Source organism: Alicyclobacillus fastidiosus, from assembly GCF_026651875.1.
Lineage (GTDB): Bacteria > Bacillota > Bacilli > Alicyclobacillales > Alicyclobacillaceae > Alicyclobacillus > Alicyclobacillus fastidiosus.
In genome coordinates this window covers 726135-750480 of sequence record NZ_CP104067.1, presented here as the reverse complement: position 1 = coordinate 750480, position 24346 = coordinate 726135, and the positions used below count along the sequence as shown (strand labels likewise).

The 24346-nt window shown below is 54.4% G+C and carries 23 protein-coding genes; 9 read left to right on the top strand and 14 right to left on the bottom strand.

Annotated elements, in window-relative coordinates; all coding sequences use genetic code 11:
* The first annotated feature begins 179 nt into the window (after window positions 1–179).
* A complete protein-coding gene (gene gmk / locus NZD89_RS03925; RefSeq protein ID WP_268006485.1) occupies window positions 180–1028 on the top strand; it encodes a guanylate kinase in 849 nt (282 codons plus the stop codon).
* Window positions 1029–1486: 458 nt separating this feature from the next.
* Window positions 1487–1696 (top strand): hypothetical protein, encoded by a 210-nt coding sequence (locus tag NZD89_RS03920; protein WP_268006484.1) that lies wholly within the window; start codon window positions 1487–1489, stop codon window positions 1694–1696.
* Between the two features lie 5 nt (window positions 1697–1701).
* Here the strand turns inward: NZD89_RS03920 and NZD89_RS03915 are convergent, their stop codons facing one another.
* From NZD89_RS03915 to NZD89_RS03885, 7 genes are all read right to left on the bottom strand, one after another.
* Complete coding sequence (locus NZD89_RS03915) at window positions 1702–1953, bottom strand: YuzB family protein (protein ID WP_268006483.1); 252 nt, start codon at window positions 1951–1953, stop codon at window positions 1702–1704.
* Between the two features lie 82 nt (window positions 1954–2035).
* Entirely contained in the window at window positions 2036–3247 is a 1212-nt protein-coding gene (locus NZD89_RS03910) for a NupC/NupG family nucleoside CNT transporter (RefSeq protein ID WP_268006482.1), read from the bottom strand.
* 149 nt (window positions 3248–3396) lie between these two features.
* A complete protein-coding gene (locus tag NZD89_RS03905; protein ID WP_268006481.1) occupies window positions 3397–4755 on the bottom strand; it encodes a GH1 family beta-glucosidase in 1359 nt (452 codons plus the stop codon).
* A gap of 101 nt (window positions 4756–4856) precedes the next feature.
* On the bottom strand, window positions 4857–5873 hold the full coding sequence (locus NZD89_RS03900) for a LacI family DNA-binding transcriptional regulator (RefSeq protein WP_268006480.1): 1017 nt from the start codon (window positions 5871–5873) through the stop codon (window positions 4857–4859).
* A gap of 590 nt (window positions 5874–6463) precedes the next feature.
* Window positions 6464–7447 (bottom strand): inorganic phosphate transporter, encoded by a 984-nt coding sequence (locus NZD89_RS03895; RefSeq protein ID WP_268006479.1) that lies wholly within the window; start codon window positions 7445–7447, stop codon window positions 6464–6466.
* Window positions 7448–7458: 11 nt separating this feature from the next.
* A complete protein-coding gene (locus tag NZD89_RS03890) occupies window positions 7459–8070 on the bottom strand; it encodes a DUF47 domain-containing protein (protein ID WP_268006478.1) in 612 nt (203 codons plus the stop codon).
* 217 nt (window positions 8071–8287) lie between these two features.
* Complete coding sequence (locus tag NZD89_RS03885) at window positions 8288–9766, bottom strand: amino acid permease (protein WP_284286111.1); 1479 nt, start codon at window positions 9764–9766, stop codon at window positions 8288–8290.
* A gap of 119 nt (window positions 9767–9885) precedes the next feature.
* Between NZD89_RS03885 and NZD89_RS03880 the strand changes: the two genes are divergently transcribed.
* A complete protein-coding gene (locus NZD89_RS03880) occupies window positions 9886–10512 on the top strand; it encodes a DUF2306 domain-containing protein (protein ID WP_268006477.1) in 627 nt (208 codons plus the stop codon).
* A 115-nt stretch (window positions 10513–10627) separates the two neighbouring features.
* Here NZD89_RS03880 and NZD89_RS03875 read toward each other — a convergent pair whose 3' ends face one another.
* From NZD89_RS03875 to NZD89_RS03865, 3 genes are all read right to left on the bottom strand, one after another.
* Entirely contained in the window at window positions 10628–10837 is a 210-nt protein-coding gene (locus tag NZD89_RS03875) for a hypothetical protein (protein ID WP_268006476.1), read from the bottom strand.
* Between the two features lie 13 nt (window positions 10838–10850).
* Complete coding sequence (locus tag NZD89_RS03870; RefSeq protein WP_268006475.1) at window positions 10851–12545, bottom strand: M3 family oligoendopeptidase; 1695 nt, start codon at window positions 12543–12545, stop codon at window positions 10851–10853.
* Window positions 12546–12667: 122 nt separating this feature from the next.
* Window positions 12668–14050: an amino acid permease gene (locus NZD89_RS03865; protein ID WP_268006474.1), complete on the bottom strand. Its 1383-nt coding sequence runs from the start codon at window positions 14048–14050 to the stop codon at window positions 12668–12670.
* 226 nt (window positions 14051–14276) lie between these two features.
* On the opposite strand from NZD89_RS03865, the gene NZD89_RS03860 reads away from it, so the two are divergent.
* The 3 genes from NZD89_RS03860 to NZD89_RS03850 all read left to right on the top strand — a co-directional run bounded on the left by NZD89_RS03860 (window position 14277) and on the right by NZD89_RS03850 (window position 16981).
* A complete protein-coding gene (locus tag NZD89_RS03860; RefSeq protein ID WP_268006473.1) occupies window positions 14277–15044 on the top strand; it encodes a GntR family transcriptional regulator in 768 nt (255 codons plus the stop codon).
* Between the two features lie 78 nt (window positions 15045–15122).
* A complete protein-coding gene (locus tag NZD89_RS03855; protein ID WP_268006472.1) occupies window positions 15123–15953 on the top strand; it encodes an MBL fold metallo-hydrolase in 831 nt (276 codons plus the stop codon).
* Between the two features lie 104 nt (window positions 15954–16057).
* Entirely contained in the window at window positions 16058–16981 is a 924-nt protein-coding gene (locus NZD89_RS03850; RefSeq protein ID WP_268006471.1) for an ArsR/SmtB family transcription factor, read from the top strand.
* Between the two features lie 63 nt (window positions 16982–17044).
* Here the strand turns inward: NZD89_RS03850 and NZD89_RS03845 are convergent, their stop codons facing one another.
* The 4 genes from NZD89_RS03845 to NZD89_RS03830 all read right to left on the bottom strand — a co-directional run bounded on the left by NZD89_RS03845 (window position 17045) and on the right by NZD89_RS03830 (window position 21635).
* On the bottom strand, window positions 17045–17215 hold the full coding sequence (locus NZD89_RS03845) for an aspartyl-phosphate phosphatase Spo0E family protein (RefSeq protein ID WP_268006470.1): 171 nt from the start codon (window positions 17213–17215) through the stop codon (window positions 17045–17047).
* A 209-nt stretch (window positions 17216–17424) separates the two neighbouring features.
* Window positions 17425–18981: an AMP-binding protein gene (locus tag NZD89_RS03840; RefSeq protein WP_268006469.1), complete on the bottom strand. Its 1557-nt coding sequence runs from the start codon at window positions 18979–18981 to the stop codon at window positions 17425–17427.
* A gap of 29 nt (window positions 18982–19010) precedes the next feature.
* On the bottom strand, window positions 19011–20441 hold the full coding sequence (locus NZD89_RS03835; RefSeq protein WP_268006468.1) for an MFS transporter: 1431 nt from the start codon (window positions 20439–20441) through the stop codon (window positions 19011–19013).
* A gap of 48 nt (window positions 20442–20489) precedes the next feature.
* A complete protein-coding gene (locus NZD89_RS03830; protein ID WP_268006467.1) occupies window positions 20490–21635 on the bottom strand; it encodes an acyltransferase in 1146 nt (381 codons plus the stop codon).
* Window positions 21636–21871: 236 nt separating this feature from the next.
* Here NZD89_RS03830 and NZD89_RS03825 point away from each other — a divergent pair, with 236 nt between their 5' ends.
* The 3 genes from NZD89_RS03825 to NZD89_RS03815 all read left to right on the top strand — a co-directional run bounded on the left by NZD89_RS03825 (window position 21872) and on the right by NZD89_RS03815 (window position 24099).
* Window positions 21872–22681: an SGNH/GDSL hydrolase family protein gene (locus NZD89_RS03825; protein WP_268006466.1), complete on the top strand. Its 810-nt coding sequence runs from the start codon at window positions 21872–21874 to the stop codon at window positions 22679–22681.
* 147 nt (window positions 22682–22828) lie between these two features.
* Window positions 22829–23593: a phosphosulfolactate synthase gene (locus tag NZD89_RS03820; RefSeq protein WP_268008383.1), complete on the top strand. Its 765-nt coding sequence runs from the start codon at window positions 22829–22831 to the stop codon at window positions 23591–23593.
* Between the two features lie 107 nt (window positions 23594–23700).
* The gene (locus NZD89_RS03815; RefSeq protein ID WP_268006465.1) at window positions 23701–24099 is read left to right on the top strand and encodes a VOC family protein; all 399 of its coding nucleotides are present in this window, start codon (window positions 23701–23703) and stop codon (window positions 24097–24099) included.
* Window positions 24100–24346 lie beyond the last annotated feature (247 nt).

Below are 24346 nucleotides of genomic sequence, written 5' to 3'. Positions count from 1 at the left end.
GTGACACAAGACACGAGTCTTTGGAAAAACGAAAATCACACGTCTGTTCCACGAATTCGCCGTCCACACTGTAAAAAAATAGATCTTGTCAATTTCGACAAAATTACAATTAAGGCTGCTTTTTTTACAATGATGTGTGTATAATATGGACAAACATTTAGAGAAGGTCGGTGAGGGGTATGGACCGAGTCCAATTTCATCTGGATCGTCTTCTCTTCGAGAAGAACATGAAGATTCCGGATTTGGTAGAGAAAAGTGGGGTCAATAAAAACACCCTTTATGCGATAAAGAAGAACATGATTTCGCGGGTCGATTTAAAGGTGCTACAAAATATATGCGACGCGCTGGGTTGCTCCCTATCCGAGTTGATGAGCTACGTCCCGCAGACGCTGACATCGACGCGTGAGGGGGTTCTTTTTGTTCTTTCAGGCCCCTCTGGCGCCGGCAAGAACACGCTGATCAACTCCCTGAAGCAAAACTATGACCTTGGCTTGACGTTCATCCCGTCGTTTACGACGCGGGCCATGCGCCCGGGCGAAGTCGAGGGCCACCCCTACTTTTTTGTGACGCTTGCGGATTTTGAACAAATGGCGGCCCGCGGTGAATTTCTGGAGCACGAGATCATCCATGGCAACTACTATGGAACACACCTGAAAACCTACGAAAAGACGCTCCGCGATGGCAAAGACGTCATCAAGGATATCGACGTGAACGGCGCGCTCAATCTGAAGAAGACCTTCCCGAGCAACATCGTGCTGATTTACGTCCGGCCAACGGTACTCAACGACCTGGAAGGCAGACTGCACGGCCGCGGGGATGCAGATGAAGACATTCGGCGCCGGCTTGAACGGCTGAAATACGAGGAGTCCTTGAGTGACCAGTTCGATTTCTTGATCTTCAACGACGACATCCCGACCGCCACCGCAGAATTGGCGCAAATCATTAAAACCTACACGAAGCGCAGCGACAACCACGAACCTCGCGGTCAGAACCGCGTGGAGACGGCCTACGCGCACAAGGCGAAGTAGGCACGACGAAATAGGCCGCACCGGGAATGCCCGAAACGGCTCCACTCTGCATGCCGCTCGGGTATGAACGCATGATGTTCAGGCGCAGGTTCTCCCTGCGTCCGTTTCTAGTTCGAAACATTGGACGACGTATGGCAGCGGACAGTTCGCTGGGCCTAGGGAAGTAAAATGAGTACTCCCACCCCTTGCTCTGCAGCGTAACGCCAACGTTTTGAAGTCTATATGGGGAAACCTGTTCACGGCGTAGACCATGAATTTTGTTTGGCCTTCATCCGGTCAGAACGGCCAAACTACGAAACCATCGGCTGCCAAAACTCACCTAGTATCGCCGAACTCAGGTATGGCTTAGAATGGGCTGTATAGATGTAGGGGATACGAAACACCAGGATCACCCGCCAAGTGCACGAAAGTAAAGCGGGTGGACAATCCAAACGATATTGTGATCGGAGAGAATCACTTTGCATACTCTGCTGATTGTCTGCTTAGTGTTGTTGTCAATCCTAATCGTCCTCATGGGCATCATCGCGTTTATTGCACTGACCATCTACTGGACCATTGAACCGATTCTCGGCGCTCTAGGAAAAGTGTCTACCGGCATTGAGTTATTTAAATTCGTAGCCCACCGGGTGCAGAAGTGGCGCGATAGGCGCAGGAGACGCCGTGGATAGCCCGACTATTCGCACTCGTCCAGCCAAGCCAAATCGTGTTCTATTCGACTGCGAATCCGCTCCAAACACGTGTCAGGGTCCTTTGCAAACACGATGTGGCCGTTCACATACGCGTACACGTTGTGCTCGCACAGCCCACACTTGCTGAGGCACTCTGTGCGCAATACGGAAACGCCAGGGTACTCGACCTCAAGTTCCTCTAAGTTCAGATTGCTAATAGGATTGCTGTCACAGACTTCCACGAGCACGATGTCCATCCATTTCCCTCCCGTTCTCCATGATAAACCCAGTCGATCCCGTCGACAAACTGGATGGGAAGGGATGTGGCTCGAGGCGAGATCAACCGATGACCATACCAGCGATGGCGGCGTTCATCAGGTTGGCCAACGTGCCCGCGAGCAATGCGCGCATACTCAGCCGCGCGACGTCGCGTCGGCGACTTGGGGCAAGGCCACCAAACGTCCCGATTTGAATCGCCACAGATGAGAAATTGGCGAACCCGCACAAGGCGAACGTGACGATGGCGGCGGTCTTCGTGCTTAAATGGTGCAACTTCGGCCCCAAATCCGTGTACGCGACGAACTCGTTCAATGCGATTTTCTCCCCGATAAAACCGCCCGCGGTCACCGCTTCCTGCCATGGAACCCCGATGACCCATGCGACAGGTGAAAAAAGATAGCCGAGGAGCCGCTGAAGGGTCAGGTGCGGAGCGCCAAACCATCCTCCAACTCCCCCGAGGATGCCGTTGATGAGCGCAATCAGCGAGATGAACGCCAACAGCAGCGCGCCCACGTTCACCGCGAGTTTCAATCCGCTTAAGGTCCCAGCAGCGGCCGCATCGATGACGTTGGCCGAATCTTCATCGCTTTCCATGCGGACTGCCTCCGAGCCTAGCGGCTCGCCGGTTTCGGGGAACATCAGCTTGCCGATGCAAAGCGCTGCAGGTGCGGTCATGATACAGGCGGTCAATAGATAGGGCAGCGGGATGCCCAATAACGCATAGCCAACTAATGTCGAGCCGGCCACAGACGTAAACCCGCACGTCATCACCTGAAACAACTCGGCCTCCGTCAACCGTGCGACATAGGGTCGAATCAAAAGCGGCGCCTCCGACTGCCCCAAGAACACGGTGGATATGGCAGATAGCGATTCGAGTTTACTCGTTCCGAGCAGCCATTGGACGGCACCGCCGACAATCTGAATGACCCACTGAATGACGCGCAGGTAAAAGAGGATGCCGATTAGCGCGCCGAGGAAGATGATAACAGGCAAAACTTGTAAAGCGAATATCGAGCCCTTTAATTGTACGAGCGGGCCAAACAAAAAGTCGATGCCTTGGTTCGCGTAGTTAATCACGCGCTCCACACCGCTCGTTAGCCAATTCAGCGCGATTCGACCGGGCGCCCACAACAGTACGAGTACAGCGAATAGAATCTCGAATCCCAGACTCAATAGAACAGCTCGCCATTTTATCTGGCGCCGGTTGTTGGAACAGCAAAATGCAATCGCCATGAGTATTGTAATGCCAAGTAGGCCCCACAGAATGCGCATTCGAATCCCCCTGAACAATTTGACAAAACCACTCAGACCAAGGTTTTCCAAATGACGCAGGCGAAATGCATAATTCCGTCGTTTGCCACTGACAAACCACCTGACAGAAAGCAAAAGCTTCGGCCGGGCGCAGGCAAGGCACTCGGAAGCTAGCGCGTGTGCAAACTGCAGTGGTACGAGATCTGGTCGCTGTACCACTTCCCGCTGTCCTTCACAATTCGGGCTTGCGTCCCGTAGTCCACGTAGACCATTCCAAACCGCTTCGAGTAACCAAAAGCCCACTCGAAGTTGTCCATCAACGACCACAGGTAATATCCCTTAAGCGGTCCGCCTTCATCGATAAACCGCTTCGCCGCTTCGAGGTGATCTGCAACGTAGTCGATCCGCTCCCTGTCATGAACCTCCCCAGCCACCAAATGGTCCCGGAAGGCGGAGCCGTTTTCCGTGATCAAAAGCGGAAGGTCACCTGTGTAGGCAGTCTGCAGCCAGTTCAGGAGCCGGTACAGCGACTGCGGGTGAATCTCCCAGCCCATGTCGGTGACACTATCCCGCGGCGGCTCCACCATGCGAACCCCCAGTGGGGCAGACGGATCGGCTGCGACCACTTGCCGCGTATAATAGTTCACGCCGAGGAAATCGACCTTTGTCGCAATGGCTTCTAAATCGCCCGCACCAATGAACGACAACTCTCCGATTTGCGACTCGACGAGCGGAATCATGTCGGCAGGATACCTGCCTTTGGTGACGGGCTCGACAAACCAGCGGTTGAAGAAGCCATCGGCGTAGCGCGACATCGCCTGATCTTGTGCACTGTCACTCGCCGCGTCCACCCACGTAAAGTTCAGCGTAATGCCGATATCGCCCTTCAGTCCGGCCGCCCGATATGCATTCACTGCCAAGCCGTGCGACAGTAGAATGTGGTGAGCAGCGGCGTAGGCCTCCGACCAGTTTTGATGCCCTGGTGCGTGCTGGCCTAGCCCATAGCTCAGAAACGAGGCGCACCACGGTTCGTTGTGCGTGATGAATTTCGGGACGAGGTCGCCGAGCTCCGCAAACACTTTCGTCGCATACTCCACGAAGTAGTCGACCGTCTTGCGGTTCGCCCAGCCCCCTTCATCCTGCAAGTACTGTGGGAGGTCCCAGTGATACAGGGTCACAACAGGCTCGATGCCGTATTTGTGCAGCGTTTCGAGCAGGCGGCGGTAAAAGTCGATACCGGCTTGATTGAACTTGCCCCGCTTCGGGAAGATGCGCGGCCATGCGATGGACAACCGATAGGATGGAATCCCGAGTTGGTGCATGAGCTCAATGTCTTCCTCGTAACGGTGGTAGTGGTCACAGGCGATATCGCCTGTATGGCCTTCAAACACTTTGCCTGGCGTATGTGAAAATCTGTCCCAAATGGACTCGCCGCGCCCGTCTTCCTTGGCCGCTCCTTCGATTTGATAGGCGGCTGTCGCCGTTCCAAAGACAAAATCTGCAGGAAACGCGATGTAATCCCTCGTCAAATCGTCCCCACCCTTTCCCCTACTCAAAGGTCTAGGTATCCGCTTTCCGGTTCCGCTTACAAATCGGTTAATTCGGATAAATCCGCATTCAAATTTCGCATTCATGCAATGTTGCGGACTGTCCCTCGAATCACTAAACTGGTTTCCACCGTGATCACGCTTGGTGGTTTGTTCGCCATGTTCATCAGCTCAAGCAGTTCCGTCGCGGCCCTCTGCCCCATCTTGTCGGTGTTCTGGCGAATCGTCGTCAAACCAGGCTTCACGTAGTGAGCGAGGTCAATGTCGTCGAACCCCACGATAGAAATGTCTCTTGCAACTTGTAGTCCCGTATCTGACAATGCGTCCATACCGCCGATAGCCATCATGTCCGACGCACAGAACACCGCAGTCGGCAACTCGCTGCACTTTAGGAGCCTTTTCATCGCACGCGCTCCAGAAGCTTCACTGAAATCGCCCTCGAGCACCCACTCCGAGCGATACTGCAAGGCGTTTGCTTGTAACGCCTGTTGATACCCAAGCATTCGGTCATGCCCCGGTTTGGTGCCAAACCGATCACCGATGAACGCAATTTTCCGATGTCCGTTCGCCACGAGATATTCCACAGCCTCGCGCGCCCCACCGACGTTATCGGAACACAAGTAACTCGCCTTCGGGCCAAACAGGTCGAGAACTACTGAGACAGTTGGAATTTGACTGCGCGACAAGGCGGCCAATCCCGGATTCGTCCTCGGAACACCGAGGAGAAATAAACCGTCTACGTCTCGTTGTTTCGCTCTCGCTTCGAAGCTTCGGGACGAGGAGTCCGTGCGGTGCTCCGACAAAAACAGAAGGTCGTAACCGGCTTCACCGACGACATCTTTAAAACTCGCTATCACGTCGTGCAGAAACGGATGTCGGAACCCCTGGTTGTCGTGATCTTGAAAGAACACACCAATCGTCATCGATCTTCGAGTGACGAGACTTCGCGCCACTGCATTCGCGTGATACCCCAGTTCGTCGGTAATCCGCTGAACCTTTTCACGGGTCTTCTGACTCACATCGGGATACCCGTTGAGGACTTTGGACACCGTCGCCACCGAAACTCCTGCTCGTTTCGCAACGTCGTATATCGTGGTCATAGACAGCTTCCTTTATTGCATCTAGATTCGATGCGGAATAATGCGGATACTCCACCGTCAGAACCACTCTCAACATCGAAACCGTTTTCGTTCGTGGACGCGTCCGAGCGGCTCTCTCTGTTTCGATGCGATTGTTCTAGTAGAAAATCCGTCCCGTGCACACCACCCAAATTACACCTGATATTTCAACAAACACGAGAGATATGCCCATACTATACTACGCCTGAAAGCGCTTTTCCAAGCGAAAATAGATCTAAAATGAAAGCGATGGCAGAAAGCTGTTTCGAAATCGGTTTTGCGTCGGGCATCATAATCTCCCTTAGTGATCAAACTTATCTACAAGTGATTTGATAAGTTACGAAACTTTGGGTCAATCCTCTCCACGAAAGTGCCACCGAATGGCACGACTAGCGAAACAACCGCCAATTTGTTTCAGGCCCGACTGCGAAAGACGCGCTGACGATCGAAAACGCTCGTTGCTCGAAGAAACGAAGACGCAAAAACGCCCTGGACGCACACCGAGGGTGTACGCTCCAGGGCAGTGGGCCCCAGCCTATGTAGATCTAGTGAGGGGCTCGTCATTTCCTTTCTCAGATCAGGAAAAGTCGAACAAGTATCGCTGCGATACAACCGCTGATGGGAATCGTGATGAGCCACGCCACGACGATGCGGCCCGCGACGCCCCAATGTACTTGATTAAACCGTTTGGCAGCACCTGTCCCCATGATGGCGGACGAGATGACGTGCGTGGAACTTACCGGGAGTTTCAACAGCGTAAAACCGAATATGATAATGGAACTCGTCAAGTCGGATGCAAATCCGTTGATCGGTTCAATGCGAATGATTTTCGATCCGACCGTCTTAATGATTCTCCAACCGCCCGTCGCGGTTCCACAGCCCATCGCTACAGCACATACCAGCTTGACCCAAAATGGGATGTTCATCGTCGACTGGAAGCCCCCAGCGATGAGTGCGAAGGTGATGATCCCCATCGTCTTCTGTGCGTCGTTCGTACCGTGCATAAACGCCTGCACACCAGCGGTGATCATCTGCAGATAGCGAAATGGACGATTGACACGATGGAGAGATCTCGAACCAAACAGCAGACGGAATATCCACATGATGATATAGCCGAGAATTAACGCCGCGATCGGAGAAATGACTAGCGCCTCAATAATAGATAAAAATCCACTGTAGTTGATGGCATGAAATCCTGCGGCCCCAATGACCGCACCCGATAAAGCGCCAATCAGCGCGTGCGACGAGGAACTAGGAATCCCCAAGCGCCACGTCAACAGGTTCCAGCCAATCGCCGCGACAATCGCCGCGAGCACGACGATGGTGCCGTGCTGCACCTTGAGGGGATTCGCGATACTGCCACCGATGGTCTTGGCCACACCGGTGAACGTCAAAGCCCCAATCAGGTTCATGCCCCCTGCTAGAACAACAGCGACGCGTGGAGACAATGCTCTCGTCGATACGCTGGTCGCAATGGCATTGGCCGTGTCGTGAAACCCGTTCGTAAAATCAAAGCAAAGTGCTAGGATAACGACGAGAATAATCAGTACTAACATTTACATCCCGCCTACGCATTCTTTAGAATGACAGATTCAAGGACATCGGCGACGTCCTCGCACCGGTCCGTGACGTTCTCGAGGATTTCGTACACTTCTTTCAGTTTGATGACCTCCAGCGCATCCGTATATTCTGCGAAGAGGGTGCGAAGTGCGGAAACGAGCAACTGGTCGGCATGTTTTTCGATCACGTTCAAAGACTTGATGTGATCCCGAAGTTGAATCAGTTTTCGGTCGTGAAGTTTGCGAATCGCTTGCGTGATCTCCGCCGCACTCTCGCGGATATCCTTCGCAAACTCGATCATCGTCGGCGTGATCTCCTTGATGTTGTACAAGTTAAAACGGACTGCGACGGCGTAGATCCCATCGATGATGTCGTCCATGGTCACCGCGAGCTCTACGAAGTCTTCACGTTCGAGTGGCGTAATATAGGTGTTATTCAGCAGGCTGATGAGTCGGCCAATCAGATCATCGCCTGTTTCCTCATAGGTCTTCATCCGCGTGGCTAGTGAACCGAAGTCCGTGCTGGCAGACAATTCTTTCTCGAACGTCTCCGTGGCCGTCTGAATATTTTCCGCGATTTCAACAAGGAACGAAAAGAGTTGCGTGCTGCGTTTTGCCAAGCGTTAGTCCCCCCAAATTGACATGCGTCGATAAAAATCTACACGAACTTCGTAAATACTTCTTTAAGAAATTATTAAGATATTGTAAACGAGCCATGCTAAGGGCCGCATGAAGGCCTGTATGTCTAGACTAGGTTCCCCGGAGCGCCGCCCTACAACTCCCTCGCTTCGATGGGGTTTCGACGAACTCCGTATCGCAAACAGTCGATTGCAGTCGCTATTCGACAGTGTCGAAGTCGCATTCCTGGAGAGGGATGAGCCTCGTCTTGTACACTGCCTTATAGCCAAGCCACAGCACGAAAAATAGGGGAATCCCGACATATGTCGCCACGACGCCCGCCCACTTGATATGTCCGCCGGTGAATGCACTGTAGTCCTGGCCGACGATGACCACTGCGCACAAAATGCAGGCGAACACCGGGCCAAATGGATACCATTTCGCCCGATATACCAGATCTTCCAAACGGCGACCCTGCGCTACGTAAGCCCGCCGAAAGCGCCAGTGGCTGACGGCGATGCCAAGCCACGCTAAAAAGCCTGTGAGACTCGCCGCGTTCAGCATCCAGGTATAGACGACACCGTTGCCGAACAGAGACGCGAGAAAGGCGACAAACCCGATGACCCTGGTGAGAAGAAGCGAGTTGAAAGGTACCCCGCGTTTCGTCAGCGCAGCAAAGATGCGCGGTGCCTTACCCTCCTTGGCCAGCGCAAAGAGCATGCGCGTCGAGGCGTATACGGCCGAGTTGCCCGCGGACAGCACAGCAGTTAAAATCACCGCATTCATGACCGAAGCGGCGATGGCAAAGCCAGCGCGCTGTAAGATCAGCGTAAACGGACTGACGGCGACGTTGTTCACATCGCTCTTCAACAAATTTGGATCTGTATAGGGAATCAACATACCGATGACAAAGATGGCCAACACGTAAAAGATGAGGATGCGCCAGAACACCTGGCGGATGGCACGTGGGACGTTGCGCTTCGGGTCGTCGCTCTCCCCCGCCGCAAGCCCGACCAACTCCGTGCCCTGAAACGCGAAGCCCGCCACCAAAAACGTGCTGAACGTGGCAAGCGGCCCTCCGTGGAAGGGGGAGCCACCCGTATTAAACGTGCGGAATCCGACAAATTGTCCAGTAAATGCGCCGAATATCATCAGTACGCCGACGACCAAGAAGACGAGGATGGTCGCTACTTTCACGCCTGCGAACCAGAATTCACCCTCCCCGTACCCTTTAACGGAAATCACGTTGAGCAAAAACAAAATCGCGAGAAAAATCGCGCTCCACAAAATCGGTGACGAGTTTGGAAACCAGTACTTCACGACAATGGTGCCTGCAGCCAGTTCGGCAGGGACCGTCACCGCCCACGTGTACCAATAGTTCCAGCCCAGGGCGAAGCCAAGGGCGGGATCGACAAAGCGTGAAGCGTACCGTTCAAATGACCCGGCCACCGGCATAAATGTCGCCATTTCACCGAGGCCGGTCATGACGAAGTAGACCATCACCCCGACGATGACGTATGCGAGGAGCGCCCCGGCCGGTCCCGCGGAGCTGATGGATGCCCCGCTCGCGACGAACAGCCCCGTGCCGATAGCACCACCAATTGCGATCATCGACAGGTGCCTGGACTTTAACCCTCGGTGAAGACTTGGCGCGTCATGGCCTTCTCGCCCAGTTGATGTTCCAATCGAGCGTCGCACTTGCAATCCTCCTTGTCACTCGGGAAAATCTAGAGAGCGCTACAGATTGTCGAACGAGCGAAATGCTCCTCGTAAGTTGCGCGTATTGTTTCCTTCAAAACGATTGGGGGTGTACCATTTTGTACCGATGGTTGCTAGGTGGTGTGGCCGTTCTCGCCGTCGTCTGGGTCATCCACGTGGTGCTGACGACGTTCGTATTCGATCCCACCGGAACCCACATCCTCGCCCACAAACACCTCCCGTCCCACTTCCATCACGCGATTTGGACAACTGTTCTGGGACTTCACGTGGTGTCCTCCTCCATCGCCATGATCTGCGGTCTCCTCGGATTCTTGCGCCGCCCCATCCCCGGGCTTCGGCGCATCCATCAGACCAACGGCCGCATCTACATCGTTGCCGTGCTGGTCGCAGCGCTCAGCGCTGGGTACCTTGCACCGCTGGCGACCGGCGGTGAATGGACGAGTCTTGGATTCAACTTACTGGAAGCGGCGTGGGTGCTGACGACCGTCATGGCCTACCTGCGAATCCGCCGAAAATCCACCGAACGCCACATCGCTTGGATGATCCGAAGCTATTCCCTAGCATACGTCAATACGGCGGTGCACTTATGGTTAGTCATTCTCCACGACGCCTTTTCTATCCCATACAATCGCGCCTACACCCTGTCGGTGTGGCTCGCGGGTGCTGTGGTCTTGCTGGTCGCAGAGTGGATTGTCCGCCGCGGCGTCTTACGGCGGAGCGGCTGAGACCTGTGCCGTGGAAGGGATGAGGTCTTTGAATGAATCTATCACGCGCTTTGTTCATGATAGACAAGTGGGAAAAATGTGTGGAAATTGAGGTGACAAAATGAGGTATACGAAACTACTCGACCTTGCGTTCCAACACCTGTCCGATCATGGAGGGTAATTCCAGACGCCAGTCCGTGAACGCGAATCCAATCTCCTTCGCCAGGTGATTCGTCACGGTGAGGTCGACAGAGAATCCGTACGGCGAAAAATCTACATCCTCCTCAGGCGATGACGACAGGCCTCCTGGAAGAGGCAGGTGCCCTTTGTCAGGCGAGGGTGGCACCTGCCCTTTGCATCTAAAACTGGCTGTCGTCCACGTTGTCCAACCACGCTTCGATTTGTCCGATCACCGCGGCCACACAACCATCCTCAAAGGGCGACCGGAGACCTCCTGTTTGAACGATTTCCAGAAACGACTGACTGCCGCCGACCTTGCAGATCTCTAGGTAATCACGCCATGCCGCGCCGCGATTCTCCTCAGCGCGCACCCAGTATTGAAACGCACAGATTTGGGCGAGCGTATAGTCGATATAGTAGAACGGATACATGTAAATGTGGAGCTGACGTTGCCAAAATCCGCCCTCTTCCAGAAACGCGTTGTCCTCGTAGTCGCGATGCGGCAGATACGTTTGCTCGATTTGCCGCCACGCGGCTTTGCGCTCCGCCGGCGTGGCATCGGGATTGGCGTAGACGAAGTGCTGAAATTCGTCCACCGCGACGCCGTATGGAATGAACAGCAAGGCTTCACTCAAGTGCATGAACTTGAATTTCTCCGTATCCTGTTCGAAAAACAACTGCATCCAAGGCCACGTGAAAAACTCCATACTCATCGAATGGATCTCTGCGGCCTCGGAAGTCGGGAACGCGTACTCCGGTACCGCGTACGCGCGACTCGCGTACGCCTGAAACGCATGACCAGCCTCATGCGTGAGCACGGTGACGTCGCCGTGCGTCCCGTTAAAATTGGAAAAGATAAACGGCGCTTCGTAATCGCGAAACGTCGTGCAGAACCCGCCGACGGCTTTGCCTCGTTTCGCGACGAGATCTAACAAGTCCGAATCCAACATGAACTGGAAAAACTCTGCGGTCTCAGGCGATAACTCGTCATACATCTGCCGCGCTCTTTCCACAATCCACGTCGGGTCTCCCTTCGGCTCTGGATTCCCGGAGAGGAATGCCAATTCCTCGTCGTAGTAGTGCAAATGGTCGATTCCTATCCGCGCACGCTGACGCTCCCGAAGCTTTGTCGCCAACGGAACGATGAGTTCCCGCACCTGTTTCCGGAAATTCGCCACCATCGCCTCGTCGTAGTCGGTACGCGTCATTCGCAAATAGCCAAGCTCGACGAAGTTGTCATAGCCGAGCTTGCGCGCAATCGTCGTCCGAACCTTCACGAGCTCGTCGTAGATGCCATCCAGTTCTTCGCGGTGTTGCTCAAAGAAGCTCCACTTCGCGTGGGCAGCCCGCTGGCGCATCTCCCTGTCCACGCTTGACTCGAACGGCGTCATCTGGGCCAATGTGCGCGTTTCACCCTCAAACTCAATCTCTGCCGACGCCATCAAATCGAGATACTGACTTGTCAACTCGTTTTCCCTCTGCAACTCCTCCATGACATCCGGGCGGAACGTCTTGAGGGTCACCTTGGCTACGCGCAAAAGCTGCTTGCCCCACCTCATCTCCAGCTCGCGCTGATACGGGGAGTCGACGAGAGCTTCGTAGAACAGATGATTCAACGCCTCGATGCGAGGCGAATTTTGGTCGAAAAATTGTTTCTCAACTTTGTAAAACTCGTCTCGGGTATCAATGCTGTTGCGCACTTCCACGAGGTTGCTGAGCGTCGAGAGCCGGTTGCGCAAGCGGAGGATTTCCTCGATGCGGTCATGCTGTTCATCTGCACTCGACGCGTTGCAAAGCTCTTTCACGAGCGCTTGAAAATGTCTTTCCACCGCATCCATATCCGGTCGTTCATAGACATACTCACTAAATTTCAATGCGCACCGCTCCCCAGACACGTCATTTGTTCATTGTTTATGAACATCTCCATACTATCACAGGGGTGGCTCGCGCTTAAAGACGGAACTGATATAGAATTCCGACACTTCTCGGTTCGCGGTCATCCTCGCGAGCCGGTTCGCAGTAGATGACTCAGCCACAGTGCGATAAGGAAGACAACCCCGGCAAAGACCGACACTCGCGTGAGCGGTGACCAAACGATGAACACGAACGTCCCGACGAGCAGGAACATACCGATATAGGACAGTACAGGCACCCTCGCGGAAGTCACCTCACTCCCCATCACGCCCTTGTGCAAGTTCCTTCGATACGCCGCGTGTTCGAGGAGAATCACAAACCACGTCCAAAGAGATGCGAAGGCAGAGGCGCTCGTGATCCAGACGTAGGCGTGGTTCGGATCGACATAGGTGATGAGAATGCCCACCGAAATGGCGAGTGCTGTCACCCAGACCGCCCCTGCGGGTATCTGGCGACGATTGATGCGGCCGAGTCCATCCGAAATGTACCCTTGGCGAGACATCGAGAAGAGCATGCGACTGCCACCGTACAGTCCCGTATTACAAGAAGATAAACCCGAGAGGATGATGATTAAATTGACGATTCCGGCCGCTACAGGAATGCCCGCTCTCGCGAACATCAGCGCATAGGGGCTGCCTGTGTGGTGCGTCAGGTAGGTCCAAGGAAATGAACAGAGCATCACAAACATCGAACCAATGTAGACGACGAGTACTCGCCACGTGACCGTCCGAAAGGCGCGTCTCAGGTTTTGCTTTGGCTTTGTGGATTCCCCGGCCTCCACGGCCAACGTTTCGATGCCACTATACGTCTGCACCACAAGCGACAGCGCCATCACGGTACCCATCATTCCATTCGCGAAAAACCCCCCGCCGATGGTCAGATTTTTCACGCCCAGGGGCCCTCCCTGATGCAGGAGCGGCGTGACCATCATGAGGACGCCAAACAGCATGAATACCCCCACCGCGAGGAGCTTCAGGCAGGCAAACCAGTACTCGACCTCGCCAAACACGCGCACCACGAGGAGATTTGAGCCAGTGAACAAAATGAGCGCAGAGAGTCCGGGGACCCACGCCGGAACGGCTGGAAACCACACCTGGACGAGTTTGCCGATGGCGGCGAGTTCGGACATGACCGTGGCGACCCAATAAAACCACCACATTCCAGCCGTCACGAACCCCATTCGCTCGCCGAAGAGGCGCCTGGCGTACAGACTAAAAGACCCAGCTGTCGGTTCCGCTATCGTCATTTCCGCCAATGCGCGCATGACGATCGCTACGATGATGCCACACACGATGAAGTCGAGAATCACGGCAGGTCCCGCGAGTTGAACCGAGACGGATGCACCATAGAAGAGGCCGACGCCAATGACACCACCGAAGGCGAGCATTTGAATGTGTCTGGTCTTCAGACTTCGCGAAAGCCCTTCGCTCGACGTAGCCGTCGTCTTCTCGGAATCATCTTTCACACGCACCATTCCTTTCACAGTCCACTCCCTCTATGGGTAGCCATCTGCTTAGGTGAGTAGAACTACGAGAACGTGGTACAACCTAGTTTTGCCGCGCATACGCGAGCGACTTTTAAAGCCACGTGACGGGCGGCGCCTTTACACAAACTTTACAGGAAGGTAGACATCACTTAACACCAGCCTGCTAGTCTGAAGCCTAGGTCATTTGGCCAGGAGGTGACTCGGGATGCATCGCTACTTGCAAATCTACGAAGACATACTTCGTCGTATCCAGAGCGGCGACTGGCCGCCAGGAACGCAACTGCCAAGCGAGACGGTGCTCGCCAGAGAGTATCAGACGACGCGAGTCACCGTTCGACGGGCGCTTCAACTCCTGAAGCAGGAACATGTGCTCACCTCTCGCCAGGGAGTCGGGCGTTTTGTCGCCCAACACCCAGGGACGGCCACGTCCGAATTGACGCGGTTGCTCGATTGGCGCCAGTTTATGAGAACACCAAACAAGGATTTGCGCACAGTCACTATCGCCGCCCACGAAATCGCCTTGAATTCTGAACGCGCGCAGTTGTTGCAGCGCCCTGACGAGAGCTCCGGCTTTCAGTTCGTACAGTCGCGCATCTCCGGGGGAACCACTGTCTCCATGGGCGTTTCCATCTTCCCCAGTGCGACACTCGCGACCGGATGCGGCGACGCAGCCTTATTAGAGACGCTTAAGCGACACGAAGAGATGGCGATGTACGCCGAGTCGGACATCCTGGTTCCGCTCGTCGACGACCCGTATGCAAACTATCTGCAAGACTGCGACAGCAATCCAGCCACGCCCATCCTCATCCTGCGTCAACTGTTTCTGAATTGGCGCCATGTGCCTCTTTTCCTATCGTACGACTACTTAAATTTGCAGGTGTTTTCGCTGCACCTGACGCGAGAGCGAGATAACTCCGCACCACACCCAAAGCAAAACCAGCGACCCGCTCGTCCTGGAAGCTTCACGCCCTAACGGCCAAATCGCCGTATGCCCGTCCTATTCGGGGGCATTCTAACGCCGATGCATTTCTCCAAGGAGGGCCGACGCGAGATGGAAAATCCGTTTGAAGAGGCGATTATCCCACTGACCAGCCTCGTCAGTGGTCAAGGTATCTCCGTTGTACCGGACGTGTATTGTTTTCCAGTACAATTCGCCAACGTTTGTATGGTGGGCCATCCACTCGAGGACGGTTGGGTGCTTGTCGACGCGGGGACTCCGCGGTCTGCAGGGAGCATCCTCGCGGAGGCCGAATATCGCTTTGGCAAGGGTGTGCCCCCGGCGGCCATCATCCTCACGCACGGCCATTTCGATCACGTCGGCGCCATCGTCGAACTGGTTGAGACCTGGAACGTCCCCGTATACGCGCACACGGAGGAACTCCCCTATTTGACCGGCGAAGAAGACTATCCTCCGGCAGACCCCTCGGTCGGCGGCGGTCTCGTGAGCCGTATCTCACAGTGGTTTCCCAACCACTCCATCGACTTGGGCGACCACATTCACGCGCTGCCGAACGACGGCATTGTCCCCGGCCTGCCTGATTGGATTTGGATACCGACTCCAGGACACACAAAAGGGCACATTTCACTCTATCGTCCCAAAGATCGGGTGCTTATCGCGGGCGACGCAGTCACGACAGTGAAACAGGAGTCAGCATACGCCGTCTTTACGCAACACAAGGAACTGCATGGCCCACCAGCCTACTTCACCACCGACTGGCAGGCGGCTTTAGAATCTGTCAGGCGACTTGCAGATATGGAGCTGTTCGCACTGGTGACGGGACATGGATTGCCGATGTACGAAGAGGATCTCCGCACAGCTCTTCCAGCGCTGGCCAGACACTTCAGCCGGGAAATCCCGGACCACGGTGGCTTCGTCCAATGACGCTCACCCGAAAATTAGTGGCCGCTCCTGTCCCCGAACGCCAAATCGGGGTTTTCGTTTATAATCTCTTCAAATAGAGAAATACAGGAGTGCATGAGACGACCATGGGATACCAGGTGGAGTTCGACACAAGCCCGGCCTACGAATTGCTGGCCAGTCTGAATCTATACCTGTTTGACAAAGGGCTAAACGGGATGAAAAACCGTTGGACCCAACAGATGAACAGCGCCTTTCGGAAGATGGTGGGGCCTCATTTGACCGGCGCCAAACAGGGCTTGGCGGCGGAGGCACTCGCCATCCTGATCTGGCAGTGTCCAAACAAGGAGGACATTCGAGCGTTCCTGCGTTGGTTTGAGTCATCGAACGTCGGTGAGTTGTATGAACGATTGAATCCCTATGTCAGAAATTTGTCTCGCTTAATTCCCAGCCTGTCGGAATGGCATCCACGTGCCGCCCTGTGGCTCAATGCGTGGTATGAGCATTACTTCCATAAGCTCGAAAGCGACTGGGTAGCGAGTTTGCAACAGCACCTGGTGGCCAAGACGAACGAGTGGGCAACCGGGGAGCAGTCCGAGTTCGTGGAATCTGTTCTGCGAGGGATCTATGTCGAATCGGTCCCAAAACTGAAAACTGTTCTCTTGATTCCTGGTTTTCACTACGCTCCAGCCAATCTGCGAATGGACTTTCGAGACATGATGTTGTTTGTTTACTCGATGTCGAACGGGATGCTCCACCCACAAGCGCAGGTCGCCGCCGACGTGTCGCGGATGACGAAAGCACTGTCAGACGAGGCCAGGCTCGCCATTCTGTCCAATCTCTCAGGGGAACCCTGCCGCTTTACAGACATCGCCCATCGCACAGGGCTGCCCAAGAGTACGTTGCACAATCACCTGATTCACCTACGGGACGCCGGATTTGTCCGAGTCCATGCGCATCTCAACAAGACGGATCGCTATAGCCTGCGTCACAGAGCGTTTGAGGAGCTAGATGAGACCCTCGGGCGATTTCAAGCGCAGCTCAGTTGCTAGGATGGAACCCGGGTGAAATAAAGGCGGTCGGTGGCGAGCTGAGCGACTGCGGGGACGTTCCGCTCAATCAAAACCGTTCGCGATGACAGAGAGCATCAACGCGTCGAGTTCTTGGCTAAGTGCGATGACATCGGGGTGTGTGAGATCGCCATTGCTCTCTACGATGCGAATCAACTGACGCCGCAACGTTTCGATGCGCTGGCTTATGGGTGAGTCGTCTGGTACGTCAAGCATATTTTTATCCATAGAATGCAAATTATACAGCATCGTTTGGCACGTGTCAGTCCTAAGTGCAAATTGTCAGTAGGGTGGCTCGCCGCGTCGACAGAGATGTCCCCGCAACCGCTCGGCGTGCTGTTGCGGGAACGTGAGAGCAAATTTCCCGTTTAAGGTCACTACGCTACATCTCCCCCAACAAAACAGCTTCGCCGCTTGCCCGCCGTTTAGGCTAACAAGTGCAACGTCTGCGCGTCGCGGAGGAGGTGCTTTTGCACCTTCCCAGTCGGGCCGACCGGAAGTGAGCGTGCCACGACGATTTCCGCTGGGCACTTGTGGTTTGCAAGGGAATTCTTGCACATCTGAGCGAGTTCATGCACAAGCGCTCCTTTACCGCCCACCTCGTAGTCCACAGGTACCACGAAGGCGACCACCCGTTCACCGTACAGCGGGTCTGGTACACCGATGACAGCTGAGCGGTCGACGGACGGATGTCCCGACAGGACATCCTCGATTTCACGCGGGCTTAGCTTCTCCCCTGCACGATTGATGATCTCCTTTGCGCGACCTGTGATGAAGACGTACCCGTCGTCGTCGCGGTAGCCGAGATCCCCCGTGAATATCCAGCCATCCCAACGCGAATCTGCGTGTTGCCCCTCTGCACCCGCGTACGCCTCAATGACGTTCTGTCCACGGATCACGATTTCTCCGACGTGATTGGGGCCAACTGGATGCTTCTCGTCATTTAGAATTTCGAGTTCGAGGCCAAACGGTTTGCCTACCGATCCGGCTTTGCGAACGGCAGGTGGCAGTGGATTGATACAAATTTGCCCCGCCGCCTCCGTCATCCCGTACGACTCGACAACAGGTACGCCCACCGAGCACTCAAAGCGCGTTTTAATGGCAGGTGAGAGGGGCGCAGAGGCGGAGCGAATAAAGCGCAGGTAGTGTGTGCGATGCGTCTTCGACTGTTGCTTTGAGAGAATCGAGAGAATCGTTGGGACGGCCGACACCCACGTCACGCGATGGGTCGTGACGTCGTCCCAAAAGCGTGACGCGTGGAATCTATCCACCATCACCAAGCGCCCACCCGACAACAGCGTCGAGAGCAATACAATTACCTGTGCGTTGATGTGAAACAGCGGCAAAATGCAGTATGCGACGTCAAACTCGGTCAATTGATGGCTCAGAATCACGTTGTTCACGGCATGCAACAGATGTCTGCGCCGGAGTAATACGCCTTTAGGCTTTCCCGTCGTCCCCGACGTGAACATCAGCACGGCAGGGGCGTCGTCGTCCCCCGCTGTCCCCGGCGCGGACTCCGTCGTCTGACTCAGGCGCAGAGGCGCCAACGAGACGACAATCGGCAGCGATGTTCCCGCTGTCCCCGCAGGCGAGATAGCGACATTCAAGTTGGAATCGAAACCGCGCTGACAAAGTACCGGATTCCACGCGTCCGCTTGTACCTGCGACCCGATGACCGCCTTGGCATCTAGCCTCGTCATCACGCGTTCCAATTCTGCTGCAGGTATCTTCGGATTTACCGGGGCGACGACGATGCCAGACTGTAGCAAAGCCAAGTAAACGACCGCGAACTCATACGAGTTCGGGAGCCCCAAGAGCACTTCGTCTCGTTCCCTGAGCCCGGCGTTCCACAGCGCCTGTTTGACGCGAAGGACGTCGTTGCGGAGTTCCGATGTGGAGTGCCAAGTGTCGTGATCAAACAGAACCGGGCGATGCTCTGCCGACAGTACTTGTTCCAAGGACGTTAAAAATGTAGACATGATGCTCCCACCTCGTTGTGAAATATTCGTTATCGGGACGACACTTGGTGCAACAAAGCTTCTCGCTCGATCCGGCCAAAGGACAATGTGGCCCCCGCCTCTTCCATCTGTACGTTGGCTGTTTCTCGCCCGAAAAAGAGGAACGGGAGATTGAGTAGGACTAAGACGACTGCGATGCCGAAGAAAATCATTTGGTTTCCGTACGTGTGCAAGAGAAATGGGATGAAGTAGATGGTCACGACGCCACTGACGGTGCGGGCTGTCATCTCGTTGAGATAGACACCACGTCCGCGAAGTTCAGTCGGATACTGCTCGGCGACGCACAACTTCGACACCGGGAAGATCCCAAGGCCAAAGAACGCGGTGAGCGCACCGGCTAAAAACACCGAGAAGGTCGAGGAACCGAATGCGAACAGAAGACATCCTGCACTCGCCAGCATTACGTACATAGCCAAGATCGCTTTGCGGCCGAGTTTGTCGGACAAGTACCCCTGTGCGATGGAGCCTATCCCCGCCACCACCATCATCAGGCCGGAGAAGAGAATCGCCGTTGCGTTCCCGGTTCCTCGACTGACGAGAAGTGTCGGGCCGAACACCTGCAGGATATAGAACAAGATCAGCGCAGCAGTGAGTTGCAATGTCACGAGCAATCCGCGCCTTAAGAATGGCTGCGCGACCATGGCCCGGAAGGGCACGCGGGCTTCCTCACCTGCGTGGTCCAGGACCACGCGAATCCGCGCATCCGCTACCTTCAGGTCGCTCGTCAAGCCCGCCTCGCCCTCGAGGCGCTCGACGAGGCGCACGACCTCCGCCTCTCGACCGCGTTTCAGCAAGTAGCGCGGCGACTCCGGCAGCCACAAGGCCAGCGGAATTAAGAGTAGCAGCGGAATGCCGCCGAGAAGAAACGGCACTCGCCAAGCGAAGCTCGCGGGGAACGTGTTGAGAGCCCAGAGCGACGCGAGATTGGGGATGACGTAAGCTGCCGTCAAGATTCCGTTGGAGTAGCCGACGCTGACCGCCCGTTGCCGACTGCGAACGAATTCTGACAACAACAAGTAAGGCATCGGTAAGACCGCTCCTTCGCCAACGCCTGCGAGAAATCGAATCAGCCAAAGCGTCGAGAAGTTCGACACGACGGAGCCCACAAGTGTCAGAACGGAGAAAAACAGAATTCCGAACAGTACCACGCGCCGCCGACCGATGCGGTCAGCCAAAAGCCCCGAGGGAATCATCCCAGTGACGACCCCGAGGGTGGAGGCGACCGCCAGCAGACCTTGCTGCCACGACGCCAACCCCCACGTTTTTTCCAACGTGGTGAGCACAGGACCAACAATGCCGATATCAAACGCTTCGGCGAGCCATACGAACGACAGCAGGACAATGATGTAGATGACGGTTCTCGTCACCGGAATCCGCTCAAGCCTCGACAACAAATTGACATGGGATGGGTTTGCCGACACGTTGTACGCCTCCTCGTTTTTGAGATTTTTTTGAGATTAGATCCACAATTAAACAGCTTTCGACAGCGATGACTTGGCGGCTGTGCGACGCAGGTGCGTTTTCTCCCCGACGATATAACTGACGTAGGGGATCTTCCCGATCAAGTACGCCGCCACGCCGGATAAGACGTATGCGAACGCCGCCGTGACCGGAATCAGCACCAGATGCAGGCCTCCATGCAAGTTGAGACTCTGATCGATTTGTTCAAGATAGTGCAGGGCTATCGGGTGGATTAGAAAGATGCCGAAACTGACTCCCCCGAAGAACTGAATGACGGGGGTAACGCGGGCGAGATTTTCCTGCGTTCTCACCTTCGCCCACCTGAGGCCCACGGACCACAGGACGCATGCGACGATGAGTGCGTATGGAATCATCATCGGCTGCAACACGTCCACCGCTTCGCCGTCCGTCATATGCAACCCGAACCGTTCGACGAAGTACGTCGCCCACAGCGCGAGAATGGCAATGATGGCCGCGATGACAACCACCTTCACATGACTGGTGACCCAGTCGCGTACCGCGTTGTACTTCACCGCCAATGCGGCGCCTGCAATAAACCAGAACTGATAGGTCAAAATAAATCGATCCCGATAGTGAACCAACGTAAACAACCACGACGGCACTTGATTCGCCTGCAGATGGTTAAGCACCGTTTGATTCAGGATCATGATGCCAATTTCCAAGATGAAACTGACACTCACAACCCACCACAGACGATTCTCGAACCGACGAATCATTTTCACCATCAATGGAAACAGAACGTACAACTGCATCGACACCAACAAGAAGTAGAGAAAGAACTGATTGGCCGTCAGCAAAGCGTGCCCGAACCGTTGGGCCAGCGCGTTTGGTGTCCAATCAAACCCTTTTAGGTACGTGCCGGTGAAGGCGATGTACAATGCCGTCCAAGCTACGTAAGGCACGGCGATGAGGCTCAGGCGTTTGCGCCAAAACGACCAGACCGTAAACTTTCGGTCATAGTACGTATAGAAGAGCACCAAGCCAGTAATAAACATGAACGCTTCGCGGGTGAAGTGAAACGCCATGGTCAATAGATCAAGCGAGATGTTCGTCCCCGAAAACGGTAGGGACTGTGCATCAAACGACGAGAGCACGTGTACACAAATGACACCGAGGATGATGCAGGCACGCATCAGGTCAACCTCGAACAGATGTTGTTTTTTCAGGTTTTACCACCTCTTTGGTAAGTCTCTCGACCCGGTCGGAGTCATCGACACTAACAGGGTACCGAGTAAACCTTGAATAACAATTGAAAATCGTTACAGGCCAATTCAATCTACTTTCAAGGCTCATTCGGTATAACACAACACATAGCGCCTCTCGCCACTCTGCGAAAGGCGATAAATATTTTTGTAGAAAGGTTTGTGCGATGAAACTCCAAACCAATCGACGACGTAGACAACGGTCCAAACGACTGTTGAAGACCTTCACATACCTGGCGTGCGCAGCCGCACTCGTTCTCGGAGGTTGGGCCTTAGGCAAGGTCAAGACATCCGGGAACGCCGTGTTCGCGGCCACGCCGACCAACAGTTTGCAAGGCCAGATCAATACGGAAAAGGTAATGGTTCTCGGTGGGTCGATGGCCCACGGGTGGAAGGACCCCAACGACGACTCGTACTTGAAACGGGCCTTTACATCCTTAACGAACTCGACGGACACGAAATGGGTCTACGATGACCACACGCAGGTCGGGGGCTCTCCCGTGGCGCTCGCTCAAACAGGGGACGTAAAAACCTGGCTCAACCAGGATAAACCTCAGGTGGTTGTCATTTCATGGGGGCTGCTGAACGACGTCTACGACAAGACGCCTCTCAACAAATTTAATACGGCCATCAAACAAGAAATTCAGGAATCGCTCGCAGCTCATGCGGTCGTCCTGATTGTCACCTCGCCCGTGACAAAGGCGACAGCGCTTTATGATCACGACCAGGTTGAAACGTACATTCAAAACGAAGTTGCGGATGCGCATACGTTTAACAGCCAGAACATCCACTTTCTCGATCTCAACAGCGCCATGACCACCTACATGAAGGCACATAACCAAACCTGGCAGATGTATTACGGAGACAGCTGGCATCCAAATCAGGCTGGGCACGAATTAGGCGGTGAACTGTTGTATAACCTACTGATTCAAACGTTTGGCACGGGGCCGATTCTGTATAAGACAGGTACCAATTAACGTAAAAATATTAAATTTTAACACACTAATTTCAAGTTAATTTCAAAACAATGAACGTACACTGACCGTAATACGAGCATAGCCCGTTACGAGCTGGCTCGACGGAGAGGTGTGAGTCTGGTGACCAGATGGACGTTCACGGCTGCGATGCATGAGTTACACTTGCCTGAGAGACTGCAAAAACCACGGCCCACCGGATGGACGGTGCTCATTGACAGTGGCGTTCCTCTACGCTATTTCGAGGACGCCATTGCCAGCGCCGCAAACTATATCGACCTCGTCAAATTCGGTTGGGGCACCTCCCTCATCTCCCCTACAATGGATGCGAAAATCGAAGTTTTACGGTCGCACGACATCGAATTTTACTTTGGTGGTACACTTTTTGAGAAGTTCTACATTCAGGATAAGGTGGAATATTATCACAACTACTGTAAGCAATATGGATGTCGATACGTGGAGATCTCGAACGGCACCGTTCCGATGTCGAACAGACAAAAGGCCGAGTTTATCCAATACTTCGCCAGCGAATTCCAAGTGCTCAGTGAAGTCGGCTATAAAGACGCCGACCAGTCCAATCAACTGTCGCCAAATGAGTGGCTGGATTTCATTCAAGAGGACCTCGCTGCAGGTGCCTTCAAGGTGATCACCGAAGCTCGTGAATCCGGGACGAGTGGCATCTGTCAAGGGGACGGCCGGCCGAGGACCGGCGTGGTCGAGGGATTCCAAAGCTCGCAAGTGGATTTGACCCGCCTCATTTTCGAAGCCCCCACGAAATTGCTCCAAACCTACTTCATCGAGCGTTTTGGCCCCAACGTAAATCTCGCAAATGTCCCTATCAACGACGTAATTTCCCTCGAAACCCTGCGACTCGGTCTGCGTTCCGACACGTTCTTGCAGTTCGAGGCGCACTGACGCATCGCACCAATCACGGGCGCAGCAGATTTCTTTCACTCCCGGGCCCCGTTTCACTGTCTGCTTATGGCCAACCCCATGCCCGAATCACAGAGGAGCGATTTTTTATGCGCGATATGAACAACGTCTTTCACCTGGCCATCCCGGCGCACGACTTGGACGAAACCTATGCGTTCTACGTGGAAAAGCTTGGATGCAAACTGGCTCGGCGATACGCAGACAGAATTACACTCGATTTTTTCGGCGACCAGGTCGTCTGCCACCTGTCTGAGGATATCGACCAGGAACCAAAGATGTATCCTCGTCACTTTGGGGTGACATTCCGCGACAAGAACCAGTTCGACAACCTGTACAACCTGGCGAAACAAAGGGAGATCCCATTCTTTCACGACATCTCACGCCGATTCGAAGGACTTGTGGAGGAACACCTGACGTTTTTCCTCATCGATCCGTCGAACAATCTACTCGAATTCAAGTACTATCACGATGACCGCATGATGTACTGATGAAATCGAACCGGCCCCTTTTCGTGTATAAGGGGCCTACCATTCCTCGATGACCAAACTTCCTTCCAGGACACCTCCCTGAAGTCACGGTTATTCCCCGGTATTATGTGAACCTATAATAACGGATCATTATCATTACGATAAGAATTATTAATTTAACTTGTTTAAGACGGCGGAATATGATGTGTATGTGAGATGGAGGACGCTATGAGTCGTGATGATGTTATAACAAGTCATGTTTGAATGG

Coding starts and splice junctions, on each gene's coding strand:
- gmk (WP_268006485.1), top strand. CDS start 180: ATGGACCGAGTCCAATTTCATCTGGATCGTCTTCTCTTCGAGAAGAAC.
- NZD89_RS03915 (WP_268006483.1), bottom strand. CDS start 1,953: ATGGACATCGTGCTCGTGGAAGTCTGTGACAGCAATCCTATTAGCAAT.
- NZD89_RS03910 (WP_268006482.1), bottom strand. CDS start 3,247: ATGCGCATTCTGTGGGGCCTACTTGGCATTACAATACTCATGGCGATT.
- NZD89_RS03900 (WP_268006480.1), bottom strand. CDS start 5,873: ATGACCACGATATACGACGTTGCGAAACGAGCAGGAGTTTCGGTGGCG.
- NZD89_RS03895 (WP_268006479.1), bottom strand. CDS start 7,447: ATGTTAGTACTGATTATTCTCGTCGTTATCCTAGCACTTTGCTTTGAT.
- NZD89_RS03860 (WP_268006473.1), top strand. CDS start 14,277: ATGCATCGCTACTTGCAAATCTACGAAGACATACTTCGTCGTATCCAG.
- NZD89_RS03855 (WP_268006472.1), top strand. CDS start 15,123: ATGGAAAATCCGTTTGAAGAGGCGATTATCCCACTGACCAGCCTCGTC.
- NZD89_RS03850 (WP_268006471.1), top strand. CDS start 16,058: ATGGGATACCAGGTGGAGTTCGACACAAGCCCGGCCTACGAATTGCTG.
- NZD89_RS03845 (WP_268006470.1), bottom strand. CDS start 17,215: ATGCTTGACGTACCAGACGACTCACCCATAAGCCAGCGCATCGAAACG.
- NZD89_RS03840 (WP_268006469.1), bottom strand. CDS start 18,981: ATGTCTACATTTTTAACGTCCTTGGAACAAGTACTGTCGGCAGAGCAT.
- NZD89_RS03830 (WP_268006467.1), bottom strand. CDS start 21,635: ATGCGTGCCTGCATCATCCTCGGTGTCATTTGTGTACACGTGCTCTCG.
- NZD89_RS03825 (WP_268006466.1), top strand. CDS start 21,872: ATGAAACTCCAAACCAATCGACGACGTAGACAACGGTCCAAACGACTG.
- NZD89_RS03820 (WP_268008383.1), top strand. CDS start 22,829: ATGCATGAGTTACACTTGCCTGAGAGACTGCAAAAACCACGGCCCACC.
- NZD89_RS03815 (WP_268006465.1), top strand. CDS start 23,701: ATGCGCGATATGAACAACGTCTTTCACCTGGCCATCCCGGCGCACGAC.